This is a genomic window from Pollutimonas bauzanensis (assembly GCF_900129885.1).
GTDB lineage: Bacteria > Pseudomonadota > Gammaproteobacteria > Burkholderiales > Burkholderiaceae_B > Pollutimonas > Pollutimonas bauzanensis.
This window is the reverse complement of the sequence record NZ_FQXE01000003.1, coordinates 252,647-272,479: the sequence shown is the minus strand read 5'-3', so window position 1 is coordinate 272,479 and position 19,833 is coordinate 252,647. Positions and strand designations below refer to the sequence as shown.

Genomic DNA, 19,833 nt, shown 5'->3' with positions numbered 1-19,833 from the left:
CGCCTATAAAACAACGGAGACCATGTGGTGGCCATGCAAGGCGCGGTACAAGTCATCCAGCTGCTGGCGCGAGGTGGCGCGCACGGTGAAGGTCAGGCTCAGATAGTTGCCGCCCTTGCTGGGCCGCATTTCTATCGTGGCCGGATCGAACTGCGGGTCGAACTGCAGGACGATATCGGTCAGCGTCTGCGCGAAATCGGGACGCGTCCTGCCCATGACCTTGATGGGGAAGTCGCTCGGATATTCGATCAGGGAGTCTTCGGGCGGAATGTCGCGCATCTGCGGCCTGGGCGTCAAAGCGCTGCGATGGCCTGGTCGTAGCCAGCCCGCAGCAGGCCATAGACCTTGCCCGGCTTGCCGGCGCCGACAGGCTTGCCGTTATAGGTGGTGATGGGCAGGATTTCCTTGGTGGCCGAGGACAGCAGCAATTCGTCGGCGTTCTCGACTTCCCGCTCGGCGATCGGGCGGGCATTGAAGGGTATCCCGGCGCTGGCGGCCAATTCTTCCAGCAAACCGTAGCGTATGCCTTCCAGGATCAGGTTGCTGCGCGGCGGCGCCATCAGGACGCCGTCCTTGACCACCCAGATATTGCATGAAGCGCCTTCCGACAAATACCCGTCGCGAAACTGCACGACCTCGTCCACGCCGGCATCGACCGCGTGCTGCTTGGCCAGCACATTGCCCAGCAGCGAGACCGACTTGATTTCGCAGCGCAGCCAGCGGATGTCGGGCATGCCGACAACGCTGAGGCCCTGTTCGCGGGCGGCGGAGCCGGGGCGCGAGAATGGCGAGACCATGCAGAAAATGGTGGGCGTGGCGTTCTTGGGAAAGGCATGGTCGCGCTTGGCGACGCCGCGCGTCACCTGCACATACACCATGCAATCGCCCAGGCCGGAGCGCTTGATCAGGTCCAGCGCCAGTTGTTCCCAGTCGCGGCGCTTGAGGCCTACCTTGATATCGATGGCGGCCAGGCTGCGTTCCAGGCGGGCCAGGTGCCCGTCCATGCGAAACGGCTTGCCGCCATAGGCGGGCACCACGTCGTAAATGCCATCGCCAAAAATGAAGCCGCGATCCAGCACGGAAATCTTGGCATCCCCCAGACGCACGTAATCGCCGTCAAGGTAAACAATACTGTCGCAATCGACATCGGGAATCATCATTCCAGCCTTCTATTCAACTATTCAAACAACAAACGAATCTTGTCGTAGACGCGGCCAAAGAAGCCCGCTTCCTGCACGTCGCTGAGCACGTACAGGGGTTCCTGGCGCAGCACTTTGCCATCCAGCGACAGCGATACCTGGCCCACCTTGGCGCCTTTCTTCAAGGGCGCGATCAGGGGCTGGGTGTACTGCGCAACCGGCTTGACCTGCGGACCCTTGCCGCGCGGCACCGTGATCCATATGGGCTCGAGGCCGCCCAGGCCCACCGTCTCGGCCTGGCCTTCCCAGACCCGCGCGTTGACGGCGGGCTGGGTGTTGTCGAACAGCTTGATGGTGTCGAAATTCTGGAAGCTCCAGTTCAGGAGCTTCAGGCTGTTTTCGGTGCGCGCCGAATCGCTGCTGGCGCCGACGATGACCGACACCACGCGGCGCCCGTCGCGCAAGGCGGTGGCGACCAGGCAATACCCCGCCGACTGGGTATGGCCGGTTTTCAGGCCATCGATCGTGGGATCCGACCATAACAGCCGGTTGCGGTTGTGCTGCTTGATCTTGTTGTAGGTGAATTCTTTCTGGCTGTAATAGTGCATGTAGTGGGGATGCTTGGACACCAGATTCCTGGCCATGACGGCCAGATCGCGCACCGTGGTGAGATGGGTGGGATCGGGCAAGCCGGTGGAATTCACGAAATGCGTATCGCGCAAGCCTTCCTTGGCCGCTTCCTCGTTCATGAGGGCGGCAAAAGCCGATTCGCTGCCCGCCACCGCCTCGGCCAGCGCCACCGTGGCGTCGTTGCCCGATTGCACGACCAGGCCCTGCAGAAGTTCGTCGACCGACACCTGGGTGTTCGGCTTGACGAACATGCGCGAGCCTTCGGTCTTCCAGGCCTTTTCCGAAATATTGACCATTTGGTCCAGGGCCAGGCGTTTGTTGTCTATGGCTTCGAAAACCAGATAGGCCGACATCAGCTTGGTGAGCGAGGCGGGTTCGATTTTCTCGTCCGGATTCTGCGCGGCGATGATCTGGCCGCTGTTGACGTCCAGCGTCAGCCAGGCGCGCGCCGTGAGGTTGGGCGCGGGCACGGTGGCCAGTTCGCCGACGGTGGCGGTATTGTCCGAAGCGGGGCTGGCAACGGCTGCCGGCGCGCTGGCCGCCGGAGCCGGCGGGGCGGCTTGCGCAAAGGCGAAAACTGGCGAAACAAGGAATGCGAGCCCGGCCAGAAAACGGGGAAACCGGGGGGATTGAAAACTGGGTTTTTTGGGTATCATCGCCATATCGTAAAGAATATCCGCCGGGAAAACAAACAGCACAGAGCGCTTATTATAGGCAGAGCCGCCGCGCCGTTACCGCCGCGCACGTCCTGTTTCACTATTAAACCGCAAGCGAATGAAACCAGGCCTGATAAAACGTGACAAACCGGCGTATCGGGCTATCAAACCGAGGCCAGGCGCTGCTCCAGCAAGCGCCTGAGCACGATCAGCTTGCCATGGAAAAAATGCCCGGCGTCGGGCACGACCACCATGGGCAATTCGCGCTGCCGGGCGAAATCCATGGCTTCGGCCAGCGGCACGACCTCGTCGGCTTCGCCATGCACCAGAAAGGTATCGTCCGGCACCGTGATGTCGCGGAACTTGAAGCGGTCTACCGCCGAACCGGCAAGCAGCAAGGCGTCGGGCAGCTTGCCATGCTTTTCGGCCAGTTCGGAATACAGCTGCGCCGCCACCGATGTGCCGAAGGAAAAACCCGCCAGCACCCACTTGCCTGCCGCCGCCTCGGGATAAGCGTCGCCGAACTGTCGCACCAGTTCCAGCATATCGGCCGTTTCGCCGACGGCGCGGTCGAATTCGCCGGCCGATGCCCCCACGCCCCGGAAATTGGGCCGCAGGGCGATCAATCCATGCTGCACGCAGGCGCGCGCTATGGTGGTGACGATTTTGTTTTCCCGCGCGCCGCCATGCAGGGGGTGTGGATGCAGCACCAGCGCCCAGCCGCGCGCAGCGTCCATGGGCAGGTCCAGAACGCAATCGATGGCCCCGGCCACGCCCTGGAATGAAATTTTCTCGGTACGAGCAAGCATAATAGGCAGTTTGAGTTATAACGTAAGCCCTATCATTTTACGCTACGCCTCGTCGCCGAATTAATGCCTACTTCGTCTGCTCCGCTCCTGCCATCGCCCGGGCAATTGACGGCCGCCCTGTCGGCCGCCCTGCCCCACTTCAATCAGGTCGACTGGGTGGAACGCACCGTGTCCACCAATGCCGAACTGATGGCCAAGGCGCGCGCAAGCAGCGGGCAACTGGCGCGGCCCTGGCTGCTGGGGGCGCATTTGCAGGAACGCGGCCGGGGCCGCGCCGGCCGCACTTGGCAGAATCGCGCCGGCGCCAATTTGATGTTTTCCTGCGCATTCGACGTCTTCCTGCCATCGACGCAGTTGCCCACCCTGTCGCCGCTGGCCGGCCTGGCGGCGTGCGAAGCGCTGCGCCAGCTGATCAGCCCGGCCCTGCGCGGCCACCTGTGCATGAAATGGCCCAATGACGTGCAATGGCAATTTGCCAAGCTGGCGGGAATACTCGTGGAAGTCACGCGCGCCGGAACATCGCGGCTGTCATCCGACCATTACGTCGCGATCATAGGGATGGGCGTCAACCTGAGCGACGCGCGCGCGCTGAGCCAGTCCCTCAATCGCCAGGTGGCGGACTGGTCGGAAATCGCCCGCCAGGACGAAAACGCGGCGGCCGCCAGCGCGGCGGATATCGTGGCGCGCATCGCCCAGGCCTGGTATGCCAGCCTGAACGAGGCCACCGCGCACGGCTTTGGCGACCTGCCAGCCCGCTATGGCAAGGTCGACTTCCTGGCGGGGCAGCACATCAATGTGCTCGACAATGGCCGTATCGCGCAGGCGGGCATCGCCTGCGGCATCAATACCCTGGGCCAGCTGATGCTGCGCACGCACGATGGCGTCACCCCCATTTCCATCGGCGAGATTTCGATACGCCCCCAACAGGATTCAAGGCCATGATCGTGCTGATAGACGCCGGCAACACCCGCATCAAGGCGGGCTGGGTCGACGCCGCCACCGGCGAGCGCGAAGCCAGCGCCCTCGCCCTGCGCCATGCCGACATCGACCTGCTGCCCTCCTGGCTCGGGCGGCTCGCCGGCGCGCCCATTGCCGCGATCGGCGTGAACGTCGCCGGGCCGGCCGTCGCGCGCAGCCTCGATGCGGTCTTCCAGCGCCGCCATTCCTTCGGCGTGCGATGGGTCGGCAGCCAGGCGCATGCCGCCGGCGTGCGCAACGCCTATGACGTCGCCGCGCAATTGGGCGCCGACCGCTGGGTCTCCATGATAGGGCTGGCGCAGCATGCCGACAGCGATAGCGCGGCGATATTGGCCAGCTTCGGCACCGCGACGACCATCGATACGCTGGGACCGGAGGCGGCGGGAGGCCAGGCCCGGCCGGCCGGCCGGCTTTTCCATGGCGGCCTGATCTTCCCGGGCCCCGCGCTGATGCGCTCTTCGCTGGCCGCGGGCACCGCGAACCTGCCCGAAGCCGACGGCCCCGCGGCGGCCTATCCCACCCACACCCACCAGGCTATTGCCAGCGGCATCGCCGCCGCGCAGGCCGGCGCATTGCTGCGGCAATGGCGCGAAGGGCTGGATGAATTCGGCCGGCCGCCGCTGGTTTTCAGCACCGGCGGAGGCTGGAGCGCAATAGAAGACGAGGCGCGGCGGCTGCTTGCCAGGGCCCAGGCCGACCTGGGCCTGCCGCAACAGCCCATCCAGTGGCTGTCCGCCCCGGTGCTGGACGGCCTGGCGCGCCTGGCGCTCGCGCCCCTTTAGCGCGCCCTTTTAGCGCAACTGCCCGGCGGCCAGGGGCGCGCCCAAGGTGATGGTGTGCTGGTTTCTTTCCGAGAGCTGGCGCGGCTCGCGCCCCCGTTCACTGGGAGGAGTCCCGAAAAAACCCTGGCCGTAGGCCAGCAGGGCCACATTCAGCATCAAAACAATCAAGAAAAGAAAACGCATAAAGGCAGGGGCTCCGGCCACGGATCAAAGCGGCCACATGACCGACGTATTCTAATCAGCCGGCGGCAATATATCAAAGCGTCGTCCCGACGGCGGATACCTGTCTGCCGGCATTTATGGCATATTGCCGTCTATCCGGAGCTGACAGGCATGCCGATTGCTTGAGAAAGGCATCGCTACTCCCGCGATAGCGTATGATTTTGCAGTTCCTTGCATAAACCTCCAAGAAAAAGTCAGCGACCATGAAACCAATTCGCAAAGCCGTTTTCCCCGTTGCAGGCATGGGCACCCGTTTTCTGCCCGCCACCAAAGCCATGCCCAAGGAAATGTTGCCCATCGTCGACAAGCCGCTTATCCAGTATGCGGTCGAGGAAGCCATCGCCGCGGGCATCACCGACCTGATTTTCATCACCGGGCGCAACAAGCGCGCCATCGAGGATCATTTCGACAGCGTTCCGGAACTCGAAGCCAATCTCGAGGCCAAGAACAAGATGGAACTGCTCGAAGCCGTGCGCAACGTCATTCCGTCGTATGTGAATTGCATTTATACGCGCCAGGCCGCGCCGCTGGGCCTGGGGCACGCCGTGCTGTGCGCCGCCCCCATCGTCGGCAGCGAACCCTTTGTGGTGCTGCTGGCCGATGACCTGATCGACGCCAAGACCTCGGTCACACAGCAGCTGGTCGAAGCGGCGCACCAGCAGAACGGCAGCGTGCTGGCCATTCAGGACATCGAGCGCGCGCACACCAACCGCTACGGCATCATTTCGGGCGAAGCCGTGAATGACAAAACCATGCGCCTGCGCGGCATCATCGAGAAGCCCGATCCATCGGTCGCGCCATCGACGCTGGCCGTGGTGGGCCGCTATGTGCTGGAGCCGGAAATTTTCGAGCACTTGCGCCAGACCCAGGCGGGCGTGGGCGGCGAAATCCAGCTTACCGACGGCATAGCCAGCCTGCTCAAGGCCCGCGCCGTATTTGGCCTGCAGTACGAAGGCATACGCTACGACTGCGGCAGCAAGGAAGGGTTTTTCCAGGCGACGCTGGAACTGGGCCGGAAATACCACGGCCTGTGAGGCGGCGCGCGCCCTTCAGTTTTTTATTTCGTTCAGGCCCGCCAATACGCGCAGGACAGCGCCGGTATGCTTTTGCACCCAGTGCGCCCCGGCCTCGCCCATGCGGGCCAGGCGCTGCGGGTCATTGAGCAGTTGCAAGGCCGTCTGCAGGGCGGCATCCGCGTCGGGCACGCGCATGGCGGCGCCTTCGTCCATGGCGTCGACCACGGCCTGCTCGAAGTTGCGCGTGTGCGGCCCCACCAGCACAGGCACGCCTATGGCGCAGGCCTCGATGAGATTCTGCCCGCCCAGGGGCGCGAAACTGCCGGCCACGATGGCAAGCTGGGCGCTGGCGTAATAGCGCGGCATCTCGCCCAGGCTGTCGCCCAGCAGCACCGCCGCCTGGCTGCAGGCGCGCAAGGCGGTAGCCGTGCAATCGCCCATCTCGATGAACTGCGAGCGCCTGACAAAGGCCAGCCCGGCCTTGTGCAGCAAATCCGCCGCCAGGTCGAAACGCTCGGGATGGCGCGGAATCAGGCAATACAGCACCTGCTCGTCGATATCCACGCCTTGCGCCAGGGCGCGCTTGACCTGGCGCGCGATGGCCTGGACGAACATTTCGTCTTCGCCCTCGCGCGTGCTGGCAATGACGATGATCTTGCGCGACAGGCCGGCCGAAAACTGGCGGCCCCGCAGTATCTTGTCCTGCGGCAAGGAAATGTCGAACTTGAAATTGCCCGAAACCCTGACCGCCGACGCCCCGGCCTGCTCCAGGCGCTGGGCGTCATGCAGTGTCTGCGCATACACCGCCTCGAAGCTGGAGTAGGCGTTGCGCATCACGCTGCCGGCCCGCAGGCTTTGGCGCAGGGAGTTATCGGAAAACCGCGCGCTGGCCAGCAGCATGGGCACCTGCGCGCGCCGCGCCGCGGCAAGCAGGTTGGGCCACACCTCGCGTTCGATCAGCACGCCTGCGCGCGGGCGATAATGCGCCATGAAGCGGCGCGTGCTGCCGGGAAAATCGTAGGGCAGCCACTGCTGCGCCAGCCGTCCCTGCGCGATTGCCTGCGCAAAGGCGCGCTTGCCTTCGGCCCGCCCGGTGACCGTCATGTGGGTGAGCAATACACTTTCCCCCTGATCCAGCAAGGCCTGGATGAAAGGCTCGGCGGCCCTGGTTTCGCCCAGGCTCACCGCATGCACCCATACGGGGCGCCGCAAGGCGCTGGGCTGCGCGTAGCGCCCGAAGCGCGCGCCCGAAGCCACGCCCCAGTCGCCGCCGGAGCGCCGCGCGCGCAGGGCCATCCAGCCCAGCAGAGCCGGCGACAACAGCCTGACAATCGCGGTGTAGAAGTAACGGTTCAAAAAAATACGCCAATGGCTGTAGCACGAACTGCCAGTTTCAAAAGTCTAGCCCAAGTAGAAGCCGCAAGTCATTCGGTCGAAAGACGGGGGATGGCGCTTTATGCCGGTGCGGCGCCGCCGGGGAAGTCGGCGTGAGCCGAGACGTCGAAGGCCAGCGCCTGGTCCACGGCGCTCAATACGGTCTCGGCCGACGGAGCATTGCCGCGCTCGCCCAGGCTGGCCGTGTACGCCGGCCCTTCCAGCGGCGTGCGCACGGGCGTGGACGCCTTGTAAATGCCGATAGTGGGGCGGCCCAGGCCGGCCGACAAATGTGTCAGCCCGCTGTCGAGCCCGACCATGATCTGTGCGCCGGCAAGCACCTTGGCGACAGCGGTCAGGCCCATGCGCGGCAGGACTTCCGCCCGAGGGTTGCCGGCGACGAGCTGCCTTGCCCTGTCGGTCTCGGCCGGACTGCCCGACAAGAGCTTGAGGTCGAGGCCATGTTCGTGCAGGCGGCCGAACACCTTTTGCCAGTCGGCCTCCGGCCATAGTTTGTCGTCGCGGCTGGCCGACGGCATGATGACGGCATAGGGCTGTATTTCAACACCGTCGGTAATGCTATTCAGACCGAAGTCCGGTTCGCCGTCGTAAGCATATCCCAAAGCCGCCGCGGCCAGCTCGCGCTGGCGCGTGACCGCCGGCTGCCAGAAATTGACGGTATGCTTTACATCATAAAAAAACGAGGCCAGGGGCTCGCGCGCCGATTGGCGGTCCAGCCCATGGCGCACCCCGTGAGTCTGCCGCAGCACCCATACCGACTTCATCAAGCCCTGCATATCGAGCACGATGTCGTAGCGGCGCGCATCCAGGTCGGCGCGCAGGGCGGCGCGCGCCGCGCGCGTTTCGGAAGCCCACCAGTGCTTGCGCCAGCGCCTGTGCGCCACCGGTATGACTTCATGCACGGCCGGATGCCAGGTCGGGATCTCGGCAAAGCTTTCTTCGACTATCCAATCGATTTGCGCATCCGTCACGTGCCGGGCGATATCGGAGATGGCCGGAAGCATATGCACCAGGTCCCCCAGCGAAGAGGTGCGGACAATGAGGATTTTTTTCGTCATGCGGGGATTATAAAGCGCCCGGCCCTATTGCCGCTTGCGGCCATGCCATTCCCAGACGCCCAGCGATACCCCGCTGGCGCTGATGATAACAATGCCCAGCCAGGTGAGCGCATCCGGAAACTGGCCCCAGATCAGCCATCCCAAGGTGGCGGCGCTGATGATCTGCAGGTAGATGAAAGGGGCCAGCATGGATGCCGGCGCGCGGTGGTAGGCCTGGATTTGCAGCAGATGCCCGGCCGCCCCCCAGAAGCCCGTGGAAACCAGCACCAGCCAATGCCAGGGGTCGAGGACGGCCATCAATGGCCAGGCAGTCGGCAGGATGAAGGGCAAGGCCGCGGTCAGGCACAAGCTGCCGATCGCGCCGCTCCAGATCAGCGTCGTCAAGGGGTCGTCGACCGCCACGCGCCGCGTGGCAATGTACTGGCCCGCGAACAGGATGGCGGTAATCAGGCCCGACACCGTGCCGACCGGGTCCAGGCCGCCGCCGGGCCGGATGATGATCAGCACGCCAAGAAAGCCGACGCCCGCCGCCACCCAGCGCGCAACCCGCGCCGGCTCTTTGAGCAGCCATGGGGCCAGCGACAGCATGATCAGGGGCGCCAGGAAGTTGATGGCCGTGGCCTCCGCCTGGGGCAGGAGGCGCAAAGTATTGAAGAAGGAAAAGGTTGCCAGCAGCATGATGCCGCCGCGCAAAAGCTGGGCGCGCGGGCGCACGCTGCGCAGCACCTTGGCGCCGCGCGCCGGCAGCACCAGGCCCAGGACCAGCAGCAAATGCACGACATAGCGCACCCAGCACAGCATCAGCAAGGAAACGCCGGCGCCCATCACCCATTTGCCGCTGGCGTCCAGCCCCGACAGCGCCCATGCCGAGAGCACGAGCAGCACAATGCCCGCCAGCGGCCGCGTGGCGCCATAAGCGGGCGCGATCCGCGCCGCGGCCTGGCCGGCCGGGGCGCTAAAGGAAGCGCGGTCCGGCCCGGCGTCGGGCCGCGGCATCAGCCGGGCCCCTGGGCTGCGAACATATTGGATCAGCCTCGCGGCTGCACATCGGGGTTGGCCAGGTTGGCCGGCTTGCCGGCCGCGAACGCCAATAGGTTATCGAAGGCCGTGCCCAGATAAAGCTCGTAATTTTCGCGTTCCACATAACCTATATGGGGCGTGCACAAGGCGTTGGGGCGGTTGAGAAGAGGATGGCGGGCGCCCAGCACCGGCTCTTCTTCGTACACATCGACCGCCGCGTAGCCGGGCCGGCCGGCGTCCAGGGCCGAGGCCAGGGCGCCCGCGGCGACCAGTTCGGCGCGGCTGGTATTGACCAGCAGCGCCGTCTTTTTCATGAGGGCCAGGTCGGCCGGCGTCACCATGCCCGCGGTATCCGCGTTCAGGCGCACATGTAGCGTAAGCACATCGCTGTCGGCAAAAAACCGTTCGCGCGACGGCGCGGCCTCGAAGCCATCGGCCTGCGCCCGGGCGACGGACCCGCTGCGGCCCCAGACCCAGACCTTCATGCCGAACGCCCTGCCGTAGTGCGCCACCAGCTTGCCGATGCGGCCATAGCTCCACACGCCCAGCGTTTGCCCGTGCAACTGCTGCCCCAGGTGCCCTTGCCATTGCCCGCCATTCAGGCGGTTGACCTCGTCCACCAGATACCGGCGGCTGGCCATGATCAGGGCCCAGGTAAGCTCGGCCGTGGCCGTGGGACTGCCGGCGCCTTCCGCGACCGCGATGCCGCGCGCGGTGCACGCCGCGATATCGATATTGCCGGATACCTTGCCCGTCTGGCTGATCAGGCGCAGATCGGGCAGCCTGTCCAGCAGTTCGGCCGTGATGCGCGTGCGCTCGCGTATCAGCACCAGCGCCTGCGCGCCGGCAAAGCGCCCCGCCAGTTCGTCGACGCCGGCGACGCTGTCATTGAACACCTTGACATCGTGCTCCGCCAGCTTGGCGTAGCAGTCCAGGCGGCGGACGCAATCCTGATAATCATCGGGTATAACGATAAGCATAACAATCCTTTGACAATGATCCTTTACTATTAGGCCATGACTACCTGGTATATATTGCCCAACGGCAACATCAAGCACGCAAACGGGCTGGAGCTGCAGCCCGAGCAAGACTGGTTTCCCACTACCGAAAGCATGGAACGCTTTACCGAGCGGGGACGCGGCCAGGGACTATCAGATGTGCAAATCATCAAGCACATGATGGATCTGGCCCGCGACTGCGAAAAATGGGTGCAAGACAACCTGCGCTAAAGGCCGCAAGCGCTATAGCGCGACGAGATCGGTCTTGTAGCGCGCGGCGCGCTCGGCGTAGCCCCTGGCGTTCGTCTGCAGATTGGCGATGTCTTCATCGCTCAAGGTGCGCACCACCCTGGCGGGAGCGCCCAGGATGAGCGAACGTTCCGGAAAGACCTTGCCTTCGGTTACCACGGCGCCGGCGCCCACCAGGCTATTCTTGCCTATGACGGCCTTGTTCAGCACGATCGCCTGGATGCCCACCAGCGCGCCATCTTCGATGGTACAGCCATGCAGCATGGCCTGGTGGCCGACGGTCACGTTCTCGCCTATGGTCAGCGGGCAGCCCGGATCGGTATGCAGGACCGCGCCTTCCTGTATATTGGAGCCCCTGCCTACCACGATAGGCTCGTTGTCGCCGCGGATGACCGCGCCGGGCCATACGCTGCTATTGGCGGCCAGCGTGACCAGCCCGATAACGGTGGCTTCTACGGCGACAAAAGCGGAATCGTGCACGGCGGGGGTCAGGTCGCCTAATTTGTAGCAGGTCATATCATGGGGTTCCGGGTGGTTGAGGGCCTCGGGGGATCGTAGCACAAGGCGCCGGCCCGGGCGATGGCCTGGCATTGACCTTACACCCGAAAAAAAGTTACACTAAGTTTCGAATGAAACGGGGACGAAACAGCAGATCAACGCCCTTCCCCCAGCGCCTCCCACGAGCATTCATGCCTACCAGACCCGTCCCGCCAAAACCCGCAGTCCATGTAGTAAGCCTGGAAACCGCCCAAGACCGCAGGGCCTTCATGCGTGCGCAAATGGACAGGATGGGCATTCCCTTTGAATTCTTCGATGCCATCCATGGCGCCCGGAATCCGGATCACTACCTGTTCAAAAAATATAACGACAAGAAGCGGCTGTCGCTGCGGGGAGCCGGCGCTTCGCTGCGGCTGCCCCAGCTGGGCTGCTTCGCCAGCCATTACCTGCTGTGGGAAAAATGCGCGCAGGCGGACGCCCCCATCATCGTGCTGGAGGACGACGCCATACTGCTGCCGCCGTTTTTGTCGTTTTATGAACACGCCGCGGGCTTCGCCGAAGAACACGGCCTGGTCTGGCTGCAGCCCAGCAGGAAGGTCGCCAATCAGGCGGGCCGCAGCATAGGAAAGGTCGGCTCCCTGACGGTCAAGAAGTTCGCGAAGGGCTTCGCCGGCACGACCGGCTACATGATTGCCCCGCGCACCGCCCGGATCTTGCTGGAATACTGCTCGGAATGGATCTACCCGGTCGACAACACCATGGACCGCTTTTACGACCACAAGATCGAGGCAATAGGGCTGGACCCGGTCTGCGTGGCTCAGGATGACGATTTCGAATCATCCATCAATATCGCCCCGGCCGGCCGCAAGCGCTCCGTGTCCGATTCGCTGCGGCGCGAATGGGTCAGCCTGAAAGACACGGTCAACCGGACGGCGCACAATCTGGCCTTCCACATCAAATTCACATTGCGCTAGGGCTGGCCTGACCACGGCTTGCGCCACACGCTGGCCAGCCAGGACTGCTGCTCGCGCGGCAGGCCCGCGGGGCGATAGTAGTGTTCCAGTTCGGTGAAGCCGGCGGCGGCCAGCAAGGCCTGCCAGGCTGTGAAATCGTGATACGCCCCATAGCGCCCGCCATTCCAGCCTTCCTGGTTCTGCCCGCGCGGATTGGAACTGAACAATACGCCGCCGGGCTTGAGGCTGGCATACAGCTGCCCCAATACGCGCGGCAAGTCTAGCGTGGGCACATGAAACAGGGAGGCGTTCGCGAAAATGCCGTCGAAAGCGCCCGCCGGCAAATCCAGAGCCAGGAAATCCTGCTGCCACACCTCGCAGCCCGACTCGGCCCGCGCCATCGCCACAAAGGACGCGCTGCCGTCCAGGCCGATGGCGCTATGGCCCATACGGGCGAATGCCCGCAAGTCGCGGCCCGGCCCGCAGCCGAAATCCAGGATGCGATAAGGCGGCTCCCCGCGCATGTGCCGCAGCAAGGCGGCAATGTTCTGGCTGACGTCGTGGTCCTGGGTGCCGGCCTTGAAGCCGGCGGCGTTCCGATTGTAATAATCCAGGGTCAGCGCCGAAATGCCGGCCGGGCCTGAAACCTTGTCCACCATTGCGGGCCCCCGCCTAACGGCTTTGCCAGCCCTGGACAAAGGCGGCGACGTGCTGGCGTTTGCCGCCGGCTTTTTGCAGCTCCAGCAGGCGCAACACGCCGTCGGCGGTGGCGATATCGATGCCCGACGCGCCGGCGTGCAGCACCTGGCCTGGCGCGGGCGCCCCGCCCCCCGCGGCCGACGCCGTTTGCGGCGCGTCGATCGCCTGCGCCTTCCAGACCTTGACCGGTGCGGACAGGCCGGGCAGCATCAGGCTTGCGCCCGGCGCCGGATCGAAGGCCCGGATGCGCCGCTCCAGCAGGGCCGCGGGCTGGGTGAAATCGAGCGGCGCTTCGGCCTTGTCCAGCTTGGCGGCGTAGGTGACGCCCTCCCCGGGCTGGGGCTGCGAGACCAGGGTGCCGAGCTGCAATTCTTCAATGGCCTGGACTATGGCGCGGGCGCCCAGCGCGGCGAGTTCGTCATGCAGGCTGGCGGCGTTGTGCTCCGGGGTGATCGGCAGGGCGCGGGTGAACAGCATGGCGCCGGTATCCAGCCCCGCATCCATCAGCATGATGGTGACGCCGGTTTGCGCATCGCCGGCCTCGATGGCCCGCTGTATCGGGGCCGCCCCGCGCCAGCGCGGCAAGAGGCTGGCATGGATGTTGAAGCAGCCATAGCTCGGCAAGGACAGCAGCCACTGCGGCAGGATCAGGCCATAGGCGGCCACGACCAGCAGTTCGGGTTCGGCGGCAAGCAGCGCCTGGCGCGCCGCTTGCGCCTCCTGTGGGTATTTGCCGTCAAGCCGCAGGCTGCGCGGCTGGCATACGGGGATATTGGCCGCCAGCGCCGCCTGCTTGACCGCGCTGGGAGTCAGCTTGAGGCCGCGCCCGGAGGGCCGGTCCGGCTGGGTCAGCACCAGAGGGACCTGGTGCCCCGCGGCAATGATGGCGTCCAGCGCCAAACGTGCGAACTCAGGGGTGCCAGCAAATACAATACGCATAGAAAAGCCAATTCAGAGGTGGAATCGGCATGATACCAAGTGATGGCGCCGGGGGTCAGGCCTTCATGGCTTCGCGCTCTTGCTTGCGCAGGCGCGTGCGGATGCGATTCTGTTTCAGAACGGACAGATATTCGACGAATACCTTGCCCATGAGGTGGTCGAGTTCGTGCTGCACGCACACGGCCAGCAGGCCTTCGGCGTCGAATTCGATGCTTACGCCTTGTTCATTCAAGGTACGCACGCGGATGCGGGCCGCGCGCTGCACCTCGTCGTAGACGCCCGGCACCGACAGGCAGCCCTCTTCATAAACCTGGGTTTCTTCGCTTTTCCAGATGATTTCGGGATTGATCAATACGCGCAGATCATTGCCGTCCTCGGACACATCGATGACCACCACCCGCTCGTGCACGTCCACCTGGGTGGCGGCCAGGCCCACGCCCGGCGCGTCGTACATGGTTTCGGCCATGTCGCGAACCAGGCTGCGGATGCGGTCGTCGACGGCCTGAACCGGCTTGGCAACCTTGTGCAAGCGCGGATCGGGATATCGAAGAATAGGAAGCAAAGCCATGAAAACTGATCCAAAATTCGTGTAAGTCTCTATGATAAAACAAATTTTGGCGCAAGGACGATTTGATCCATGACTTTTCGCCACACGGCCTTCCCGAAAGCTGTCGCGCCATGCCACACTAACGCATGCACCCGACCTTATCCACCGAAGAGCTCAGCGCCTGGATACGCCTGTCGCTGGAACCCGGCCTGGGCCCGGCCAGCGCCCGCAACCTGCTGGCCGCCATCGGGCTGCCGCAAGACATCTACGCCCTGTCCACCTCCGCGCTGCGGCAGTTCCTGCCTGACGAACTGGCGCGCCAGCTCAGGCAAGCCCCCGGCGATGATGTCCTGGCGGCGGTGCAAAATACGCTGAAGTGGCTGGAGCATCCCGGCCACCATCTGCTTACCCTGGCCGACCCGGCCTACCCCCTTACGCTGCTCGATATCCACGATCCGCCCCTCCTGCTTTACGCCAACGGCGATCCGGCCCGCCTGGACCAGCCCGTCATTTCCATCGTGGGCGCGCGCAGCGCCAGCGCGGGCGGCGCCGACAACGCCCGGGCATTCGCCCGGCACTTGGCCGAGCAAGGCTGGTGCATTGCCAGCGGCCTTGCCTTGGGCATAGACACCGCGGCCCACGAGGGCGCCTTGCTGGCCGGCCCCGCCGGCGCGGGAACGATAGCCGTTCTTGGCACGGGCATAGACATCGTCTATCCCGCCCGCAACCGCGAACTGGCCCGACGCATTGCGCAGGAAGGCGTCCTGATCTCCGAATTCCCCATGGGCAGGGGCCCGCTGCCCCGCCAGTTTCCGCAGCGCAACCGCCTGGTCGCCGGCCTGGCCCGCGGCGTGCTGGTGGTCGAAGCCGCCAGGCATAGCGGATCGCTGATCACCGCCAGGCTGGCCTCGGAAATGGGGCGCGAGGTCTTCGCGATCCCCGGTTCCATCCATTCGCCCCTGTCGCGCGGCTGCCATGCCCTGATCCGGCAAGGCGCCAAGCTGGTGGAGTCCGCCCAGGACATACGCGAGGAGCTGGGGTCATCCGGCGTCGCGGCGGCGCCCCCGGCGCAAGGCCAGCCGCGGCGCAAGGGGCCGGCCGCCGGCCCCGCGGCCCAGGCGGTTCTGGAAGCGCTGGGTTATGATCCCGTACATCTAGATACCTTGCACGAACGCAGCCAGCTCGATCTGGCGACCTTGACCACCCGCCTGCTGGAGCTGGAGCTGCAGGAAATTGTCGTACGCCTGGACGACGGCCGCTACCAGCGCCGTTGACAAGAGTGGTGCCACGCCGCGGCACGCTTTATGATATCCGCCATTGCCTGCAACCATACCAAGGAATATTTCCATGTCTTTGCCGAGTAAAGTCAAAATCGTCGAGGTCTCTCCGCGCGATGGGCTGCAAAATGAAAAAGAATTCATCGCCACGCCGGTGAAAATCGAACTCATCGACCGCTTGTCGCAGGCCGGTTTTCCCAATATCGAGGCCGTGTCTTTCGTTTCGCCCAAATGGGTGCCGCAAATGGCTGACGGCGCCGAGGTCATGGCGGGCATCCAGCGCCGGCCCGGCACCATTTATTCCGCCCTCACGCCCAATCTGCGCGGTTTCGAAGGCGCCCTGGCCGCCGGCATCGATGAAGTGGTGATTTTCGGCGCCGCCAGCGAAGCCTTTTCGCAGAAGAATATCAATTGCTCGATCGCCGAGTCGATCACCCGCTTCGAGCCCGTGGCCCAGGCGGCCAAGGCCGCCGGGCTGCGCCTGCGCGGCAGCATCAGCTGCGCCCTGGGCTGCCCTTACCAGGGCGAAACTCCCATAGCGTCGGTGGTCGACGTCGCCAGGCGCATGCTGGCCTTGGGCTGCGATGAAATCGATGTCGCCGACACCATAGGGGTCGGCACCGCGCTGCGCGTCGGGCAGGTCATGCGCGCCGTCACCGAAATCGTCGATCCGGCCCGCATATCGGGCCATTTCCACGATACCTACGGCCAGTCGCTGGCCAATATCCTGGCGGCGATGGAAGCCGGAATCTCGATTTTCCATTCCTCGGTCGGCGGCCTGGGCGGCTGTCCCTACGCCAAGGGCGCGACCGGCAATGTCGCCACCGAAGACGTGCTCTATATGCTGCGCGGGCTGGATATCGATACCGGCATAGATCTCGATGCCGTCGTCGATACCGGGCAATGGATCTCCGGCCATATCGGGCACAAGTCTTCGAGCCGCGCGGGCAATGCCCTGGCCGCGCGCAAGGCTGCCTAGTGATATTTTCGACGCAACATACGCCCAGCGAGGAAGAGCGCTCGCAGCTTCTTGAGGCCATCGGCCCCCTGCCCCTGCGGGGCGTCGCATGGCCCGCATGGATCAAGATCCTGGCCTGGCTGGTTCTTGGCTTCATCGGCCTGATGATCGCCCACACCGCGGCCGGCCCGGCCGGAAAAACGGTGAGCCCCATGGTCGCGGGCAGCATTCTGCTGTGTTTCGTGGCATTGGTCGTGCTGGCGCGCTATATGCTGGTTTCCGAAACGCGCATTACGCACCGCGGCATAGAGCAGACATGGATTTCGCGGCGCGAAGTCGCCTGGGAAGACATCCAGTTCGCCAAGTTCATTCCGCTGGTGGCGTCCAAGCGCCTGGTGTGCTTCACCAGCAAGGGGCGGCCGGTCGTATTCCAGGCTGGCACGCGGGAACTGCAGGTGGCCTTCGCACGCATCGCGCTGGTATACCGGCGCCAGAAGTAGACGCCCGCCCCGGTCTCATTTACACTTGCCGGATAATTCCGTCAAGCACGGGATTACCCTAGGCGGCGTTCGCGCCGCCCTTGTTATTTTTTCCACTAGCTTTCAAGAGAAACAAATGTCTTTTTTCAAGAAAATGGGCGCAACCGCCCTGCTCGGCACGCTGTGCGCTGCCTTGGCGCCCGGCCTGTCCCATGCCGATGAAGCATGGCCGTCCAAGCCCATTACCTTCGTCGTGCCCTATGCCGCGGGCGGTTTCGCGGATACGCGCATGCGTTTGCTCGCGCGCGAACTGGCCGATGAGCTCAAGACCAGCGTGGTTGTCGAAAACAAGGCCGGCGCCGGCGGCGTCATCGGCACAGCCTATGTTGCCAAGTCCAAGCCTGATGGCTACACCATAGGCAGCGGCAATCTCGCGCCCCTGTCGGTGAATCCGACCCTAATGCCGAAAAACGTGCCTTACAACGTCCAGAAAGACCTCGTTCCGGTCATTCTGGTGGAAGAAAGCCCTTTGATCCTGAGCGTCAACAACGAGGTTCCGGTGAAGTCCGTGCAGGATCTGGTGGAACTGGCCAAGAAGGATCCGGGCCGCCTTACGTTCGGGTCGTCGGGCGTGGGCGGGGCTCACCATTTGTCGGGCGAGCTGTTCGCCTCGGAAGCGGGCATCCAGCTATCGCATGTGCCCTATAAGGGCGGCGCCCCGGCATCGACGGACCTGATGGCCGGCCATATCGATATGATGTTTGAAATGGGCTATGCCGCCATGCCGGCGATTGACGCCAAGAAGGTTCACCCGCTGGCGGTGACGAGCGCCAAGCGCCTGGCCTTGCTGCCCAATGTGCCGACGATGGCGGAATCCGGGCTCGCCGGCTTCGAGTCGTACAACTGGCAAGGCGTGATCGCCCCCGCCGGCACGCCGGACGCCATTGTCCAGAAGCTCAATGTCGCGTTCAACAATATCCTCAAGAAGCCCGAGGTGTTGAAGGCGTTCGAGATGACGGGCGGCCAGGCAGCGGGCGGCACGTCCGAAGACTTCGCCAAGTTCATCCAGAGCGAAACCGAAAAATGGGCCAAGGTGATTACTTCGGCCAAGGTATCGGTGGATTGATTCGAGGTTCTTGAGATGTGTTCTTGAATCGGGGCTCTTGGATTGGTGCGAGTTGCTTTTCTCCAACCCGGCGCCGTGGGTTAGTGGATTTTTTGACCCGGCGCCGTGGGGTTGTATGGGTGGTCTAGTTCTTAACCCGTCGCCGTGGGCGGGTGTGGGTTGGGCTCAATATCGCTGCGGTCCCGGGCTTCGCCCGTGACTGCCCGCGCAGTCAACCTGTTTCGGGGCGCCCGCGAACTCGCGGAACGGACAGCCCCCGGCTGTCCGTAAGCGTCCCGCTCACACAAGCGCGGGCTTGCCTCCCCGAAACAGGCCGCCTGCGCGGCTTGCTCAAACTTTCGCCCAACCCACACCCGCCCACGGCGCCTGGACAATTGGTTGACTGGACGGACGCTGGTATCGGGCTTGGCAATCGGGTTTGTCGGACAGCGGCTCGTATCGGGCCTGGTATCGGTTGTGTCGGATGGCGGCTGATATCGGGCCTGGCAATCGGCTTATTGGACGAGCGCTGGTATCTTACGGCCGGCACGTTTACATTTTTTTTGGGTCAGTGTTCACTGGCGGTGCTTGGCGGTTGCCGCCATCTGGCTGCGTGAACGCAGCCATTCAAGTGTCAGCAGCAGGCCGGTCGAGAAGACGATCAATATCGTTGCAACGGCGGCGATTATCGGGCTGATGTTCTCGCGTATGCCGGTGAACATCTGGCGCGGCAGAGTGACCTGTTCAGGCCCCGCGAGAAAGAGCGTTACCACGACTTCATCGAACGAGGTGGCGAATGCGAAGAGCGCGCCGGCAATCACGCCCGGCGCGATCATCGGCAGGGTCACCGTGAAGAATGCCTTGATCGGGTTCGCGCCCAGGCTATAGGCGGCGCGCAGCAGATTGTCGTCGAAGACCTGCAGTGTGGCCAGCACGGTCGTGAGAACGAAAGGGGCCCCCAGCGCGGCATGGGCTAGGATCAGGCCGGTGTAGGAGCTCGCGATGCCATACGGAGCGTAGAACAGGTATATACCGAGTCCGACTACGACTAGCGGCACAATCATCGGGGAAATCAATATAGCCATCAGCAGGCTTTTTCCCATGAATTGCACTTTATGCAGGCCGACCGCTGCCAGTGTACCGAGCACTGTCGCGATGATGGTCGCGCTGGGCGCCACAATAAAGCTGTTTTTTGCCGCCCGCATCCAGGAATCCGATTCGAACAGGGCGTGATACCACTTGAGCGAGAACGCGGGTATCGGATAGAGCAGCAAGGTGCTGTCGCTGAACGACAGTGGGATGATGACGAGGATGGGCAGCAACAGGAACACCAGCACCAGCGCGCAAAAGGCGCGATGAAGGTAGTACCACAGGCGCTCGGCCGGAGAGGTGTGTGGCGGAAACAGCGGTGTGCGCATATTCATGG

Annotated in this window: 23 protein-coding genes; 9 read left to right on the top strand and 14 right to left on the bottom strand. The window is 64.1% G+C overall.

Translation table 11 applies throughout. The features are described 5' to 3' along the window. Positions 1 to 3 precede the first annotated feature (3 nt). The 4 genes from BUB23_RS07170 to BUB23_RS07155 form a co-directional block, all read right to left on the bottom strand. A complete protein-coding gene (locus BUB23_RS07170; RefSeq protein ID WP_073102677.1) occupies positions 4 to 279 on the bottom strand; it encodes a DUF493 family protein in 276 nt (91 codons plus the stop codon). A gap of 14 nt (positions 280 to 293) precedes the next feature. Then, positions 294 to 1,157, bottom strand: a complete 864-nt coding sequence (locus tag BUB23_RS07165) for a D-amino acid aminotransferase (RefSeq protein WP_073102678.1) — start codon at positions 1,155 to 1,157, stop codon at positions 294 to 296. A gap of 20 nt (positions 1,158 to 1,177) precedes the next feature. Then, entirely contained in the window at positions 1,178 to 2,431 is a 1,254-nt protein-coding gene (locus BUB23_RS07160; RefSeq protein WP_143160908.1) for a D-alanyl-D-alanine carboxypeptidase family protein, read from the bottom strand. A gap of 158 nt (positions 2,432 to 2,589) precedes the next feature. Continuing rightward, positions 2,590 to 3,234, bottom strand: coding sequence for an alpha/beta hydrolase (locus BUB23_RS07155; protein WP_073102414.1), 645 nt, complete (start codon positions 3,232 to 3,234; stop codon positions 2,590 to 2,592). A 63-nt stretch (positions 3,235 to 3,297) separates the two neighbouring features. Here BUB23_RS07155 and BUB23_RS07150 point away from each other — a divergent pair, with 63 nt between their 5' ends. Then, entirely contained in the window at positions 3,298 to 4,176 is an 879-nt protein-coding gene (locus BUB23_RS07150) for a biotin--[acetyl-CoA-carboxylase] ligase (RefSeq protein WP_073102413.1), read from the top strand. Beyond that, a complete protein-coding gene (locus BUB23_RS07145; protein ID WP_073102412.1) occupies positions 4,173 to 4,994 on the top strand; it encodes a type III pantothenate kinase in 822 nt (273 codons plus the stop codon). The genes BUB23_RS07150 and BUB23_RS07145 overlap by 4 nt, the downstream gene beginning before the upstream one ends. Before the next feature lie 9 nt (positions 4,995 to 5,003). On the opposite strand, the gene BUB23_RS26985 is transcribed toward BUB23_RS07145, so the two are convergent. Further along, entirely contained in the window at positions 5,004 to 5,177 is a 174-nt protein-coding gene (locus BUB23_RS26985; protein ID WP_178372282.1) for a hypothetical protein, read from the bottom strand. A gap of 242 nt (positions 5,178 to 5,419) precedes the next feature. On the opposite strand from BUB23_RS26985, the gene galU reads away from it, so the two are divergent. Continuing rightward, the gene (galU, locus tag BUB23_RS07140; RefSeq protein WP_073102411.1) at positions 5,420 to 6,250 is read left to right on the top strand and encodes a UTP--glucose-1-phosphate uridylyltransferase GalU; all 831 of its coding nucleotides are present in this window, start codon (positions 5,420 to 5,422) and stop codon (positions 6,248 to 6,250) included. 15 nt (positions 6,251 to 6,265) lie between these two features. Here the strand turns inward: galU and BUB23_RS07135 are convergent, their stop codons facing one another. From BUB23_RS07135 to BUB23_RS07120, 4 genes are all read right to left on the bottom strand, one after another. Beyond that, positions 6,266 to 7,588: a 3-deoxy-D-manno-octulosonic acid transferase gene (locus tag BUB23_RS07135; RefSeq protein ID WP_073102410.1), complete on the bottom strand. Its 1,323-nt coding sequence runs from the start codon at positions 7,586 to 7,588 to the stop codon at positions 6,266 to 6,268. A 98-nt stretch (positions 7,589 to 7,686) separates the two neighbouring features. Continuing rightward, entirely contained in the window at positions 7,687 to 8,685 is a 999-nt protein-coding gene (gene waaC / locus BUB23_RS07130; RefSeq protein WP_073102409.1) for a lipopolysaccharide heptosyltransferase I, read from the bottom strand. A 24-nt stretch (positions 8,686 to 8,709) separates the two neighbouring features. Next, complete coding sequence (locus tag BUB23_RS07125; protein ID WP_084135856.1) at positions 8,710 to 9,681, bottom strand: DMT family transporter; 972 nt, start codon at positions 9,679 to 9,681, stop codon at positions 8,710 to 8,712. Between the two features lie 32 nt (positions 9,682 to 9,713). Continuing rightward, entirely contained in the window at positions 9,714 to 10,685 is a 972-nt protein-coding gene (locus BUB23_RS07120; protein WP_073102408.1) for a D-2-hydroxyacid dehydrogenase family protein, read from the bottom strand. Positions 10,686 to 10,721: 36 nt separating this feature from the next. Here BUB23_RS07120 and BUB23_RS07115 point away from each other — a divergent pair, with 36 nt between their 5' ends. Next, a complete protein-coding gene (locus BUB23_RS07115; RefSeq protein ID WP_073102407.1) occupies positions 10,722 to 10,934 on the top strand; it encodes a hypothetical protein in 213 nt (70 codons plus the stop codon). Positions 10,935 to 10,946: 12 nt separating this feature from the next. On the opposite strand, the gene BUB23_RS07110 is transcribed toward BUB23_RS07115, so the two are convergent. Continuing rightward, positions 10,947 to 11,468 (bottom strand): gamma carbonic anhydrase family protein, encoded by a 522-nt coding sequence (locus BUB23_RS07110; RefSeq protein WP_073102406.1) that lies wholly within the window; start codon positions 11,466 to 11,468, stop codon positions 10,947 to 10,949. Positions 11,469 to 11,581: 113 nt separating this feature from the next. On the opposite strand from BUB23_RS07110, the gene BUB23_RS07105 reads away from it, so the two are divergent. Next, entirely contained in the window at positions 11,582 to 12,424 is an 843-nt protein-coding gene (locus BUB23_RS07105) for a glycosyltransferase family 25 protein (protein ID WP_084135854.1), read from the top strand. Here BUB23_RS07105 and BUB23_RS07100 read toward each other — a convergent pair. The 3 genes from BUB23_RS07100 to def are packed head-to-tail and all read right to left on the bottom strand — an operon-like array spanning position 12,421 to position 14,609. Then, entirely contained in the window at positions 12,421 to 13,062 is a 642-nt protein-coding gene (locus tag BUB23_RS07100; protein WP_073102404.1) for a class I SAM-dependent methyltransferase, read from the bottom strand. The two genes, BUB23_RS07105 and BUB23_RS07100, sit on opposite strands and share 4 nt — an antisense overlap. Before the next feature lie 13 nt (positions 13,063 to 13,075). Next, complete coding sequence (gene fmt, locus BUB23_RS07095; protein WP_073102403.1) at positions 13,076 to 14,041, bottom strand: methionyl-tRNA formyltransferase; 966 nt, start codon at positions 14,039 to 14,041, stop codon at positions 13,076 to 13,078. Between the two features lie 55 nt (positions 14,042 to 14,096). Further along, complete coding sequence (gene def / locus BUB23_RS07090) at positions 14,097 to 14,609, bottom strand: peptide deformylase (protein WP_073102402.1); 513 nt, start codon at positions 14,607 to 14,609, stop codon at positions 14,097 to 14,099. 125 nt (positions 14,610 to 14,734) lie between these two features. Here def and dprA point away from each other — a divergent pair, with 125 nt between their 5' ends. The 4 genes from dprA to BUB23_RS07070 all read left to right on the top strand — a co-directional run bounded on the left by dprA (position 14,735) and on the right by BUB23_RS07070 (position 18,428). Beyond that, positions 14,735 to 15,862: a DNA-processing protein DprA gene (gene dprA, locus BUB23_RS07085; protein WP_073102401.1), complete on the top strand. Its 1,128-nt coding sequence runs from the start codon at positions 14,735 to 14,737 to the stop codon at positions 15,860 to 15,862. A gap of 73 nt (positions 15,863 to 15,935) precedes the next feature. Beyond that, positions 15,936 to 16,844: a hydroxymethylglutaryl-CoA lyase gene (locus BUB23_RS07080; protein ID WP_073102400.1), complete on the top strand. Its 909-nt coding sequence runs from the start codon at positions 15,936 to 15,938 to the stop codon at positions 16,842 to 16,844. 2 nt (positions 16,845 to 16,846) lie between these two features. Beyond that, entirely contained in the window at positions 16,847 to 17,323 is a 477-nt protein-coding gene (locus BUB23_RS07075) for a hypothetical protein (RefSeq protein ID WP_073102674.1), read from the top strand. A gap of 115 nt (positions 17,324 to 17,438) precedes the next feature. Continuing rightward, complete coding sequence (locus BUB23_RS07070) at positions 17,439 to 18,428, top strand: Bug family tripartite tricarboxylate transporter substrate binding protein (protein ID WP_073102399.1); 990 nt, start codon at positions 17,439 to 17,441, stop codon at positions 18,426 to 18,428. Positions 18,429 to 18,982: 554 nt separating this feature from the next. Here BUB23_RS07070 and BUB23_RS07065 read toward each other — a convergent pair. Then, positions 18,983 to 19,831, bottom strand: coding sequence for an ABC transporter permease (locus tag BUB23_RS07065; protein WP_073102398.1), 849 nt, complete (start codon positions 19,829 to 19,831; stop codon positions 18,983 to 18,985). Positions 19,832 to 19,833 lie beyond the last annotated feature (2 nt).

Coding starts and splice junctions, on each gene's coding strand:
- BUB23_RS07170 (WP_073102677.1), bottom strand. CDS start 279: ATGCGCGACATTCCGCCCGAAGACTCCCTGATCGAATATCCGAGCGAC.
- BUB23_RS07165 (WP_073102678.1), bottom strand. CDS start 1,157: ATGATTCCCGATGTCGATTGCGACAGTATTGTTTACCTTGACGGCGAT.
- BUB23_RS07160 (WP_143160908.1), bottom strand. CDS start 2,431: ATGGCGATGATACCCAAAAAACCCAGTTTTCAATCCCCCCGGTTTCCC.
- BUB23_RS07155 (WP_073102414.1), bottom strand. CDS start 3,234: ATGCTTGCTCGTACCGAGAAAATTTCATTCCAGGGCGTGGCCGGGGCC.
- BUB23_RS07150 (WP_073102413.1), top strand. CDS start 3,298: ATGCCTACTTCGTCTGCTCCGCTCCTGCCATCGCCCGGGCAATTGACG.
- BUB23_RS07145 (WP_073102412.1), top strand. CDS start 4,173: ATGATCGTGCTGATAGACGCCGGCAACACCCGCATCAAGGCGGGCTGG.
- BUB23_RS26985 (WP_178372282.1), bottom strand. CDS start 5,177: ATGCGTTTTCTTTTCTTGATTGTTTTGATGCTGAATGTGGCCCTGCTG.
- galU (WP_073102411.1), top strand. CDS start 5,420: ATGAAACCAATTCGCAAAGCCGTTTTCCCCGTTGCAGGCATGGGCACC.
- waaC (WP_073102409.1), bottom strand. CDS start 8,685: ATGACGAAAAAAATCCTCATTGTCCGCACCTCTTCGCTGGGGGACCTG.
- BUB23_RS07125 (WP_084135856.1), bottom strand. CDS start 9,681: ATGCCGCGGCCCGACGCCGGGCCGGACCGCGCTTCCTTTAGCGCCCCG.
- BUB23_RS07120 (WP_073102408.1), bottom strand. CDS start 10,685: ATGCTTATCGTTATACCCGATGATTATCAGGATTGCGTCCGCCGCCTG.
- BUB23_RS07115 (WP_073102407.1), top strand. CDS start 10,722: ATGACTACCTGGTATATATTGCCCAACGGCAACATCAAGCACGCAAAC.
- BUB23_RS07110 (WP_073102406.1), bottom strand. CDS start 11,468: ATGACCTGCTACAAATTAGGCGACCTGACCCCCGCCGTGCACGATTCC.
- BUB23_RS07105 (WP_084135854.1), top strand. CDS start 11,582: ATGAAACGGGGACGAAACAGCAGATCAACGCCCTTCCCCCAGCGCCTC.
- BUB23_RS07100 (WP_073102404.1), bottom strand. CDS start 13,062: ATGGTGGACAAGGTTTCAGGCCCGGCCGGCATTTCGGCGCTGACCCTG.
- fmt (WP_073102403.1), bottom strand. CDS start 14,041: ATGCGTATTGTATTTGCTGGCACCCCTGAGTTCGCACGTTTGGCGCTG.
- def (WP_073102402.1), bottom strand. CDS start 14,609: ATGGCTTTGCTTCCTATTCTTCGATATCCCGATCCGCGCTTGCACAAG.
- dprA (WP_073102401.1), top strand. CDS start 14,735: ATGCACCCGACCTTATCCACCGAAGAGCTCAGCGCCTGGATACGCCTG.
- BUB23_RS07080 (WP_073102400.1), top strand. CDS start 15,936: ATGTCTTTGCCGAGTAAAGTCAAAATCGTCGAGGTCTCTCCGCGCGAT.
- BUB23_RS07070 (WP_073102399.1), top strand. CDS start 17,439: ATGTCTTTTTTCAAGAAAATGGGCGCAACCGCCCTGCTCGGCACGCTG.
- BUB23_RS07065 (WP_073102398.1), bottom strand. CDS start 19,831: ATGAATATGCGCACACCGCTGTTTCCGCCACACACCTCTCCGGCCGAG.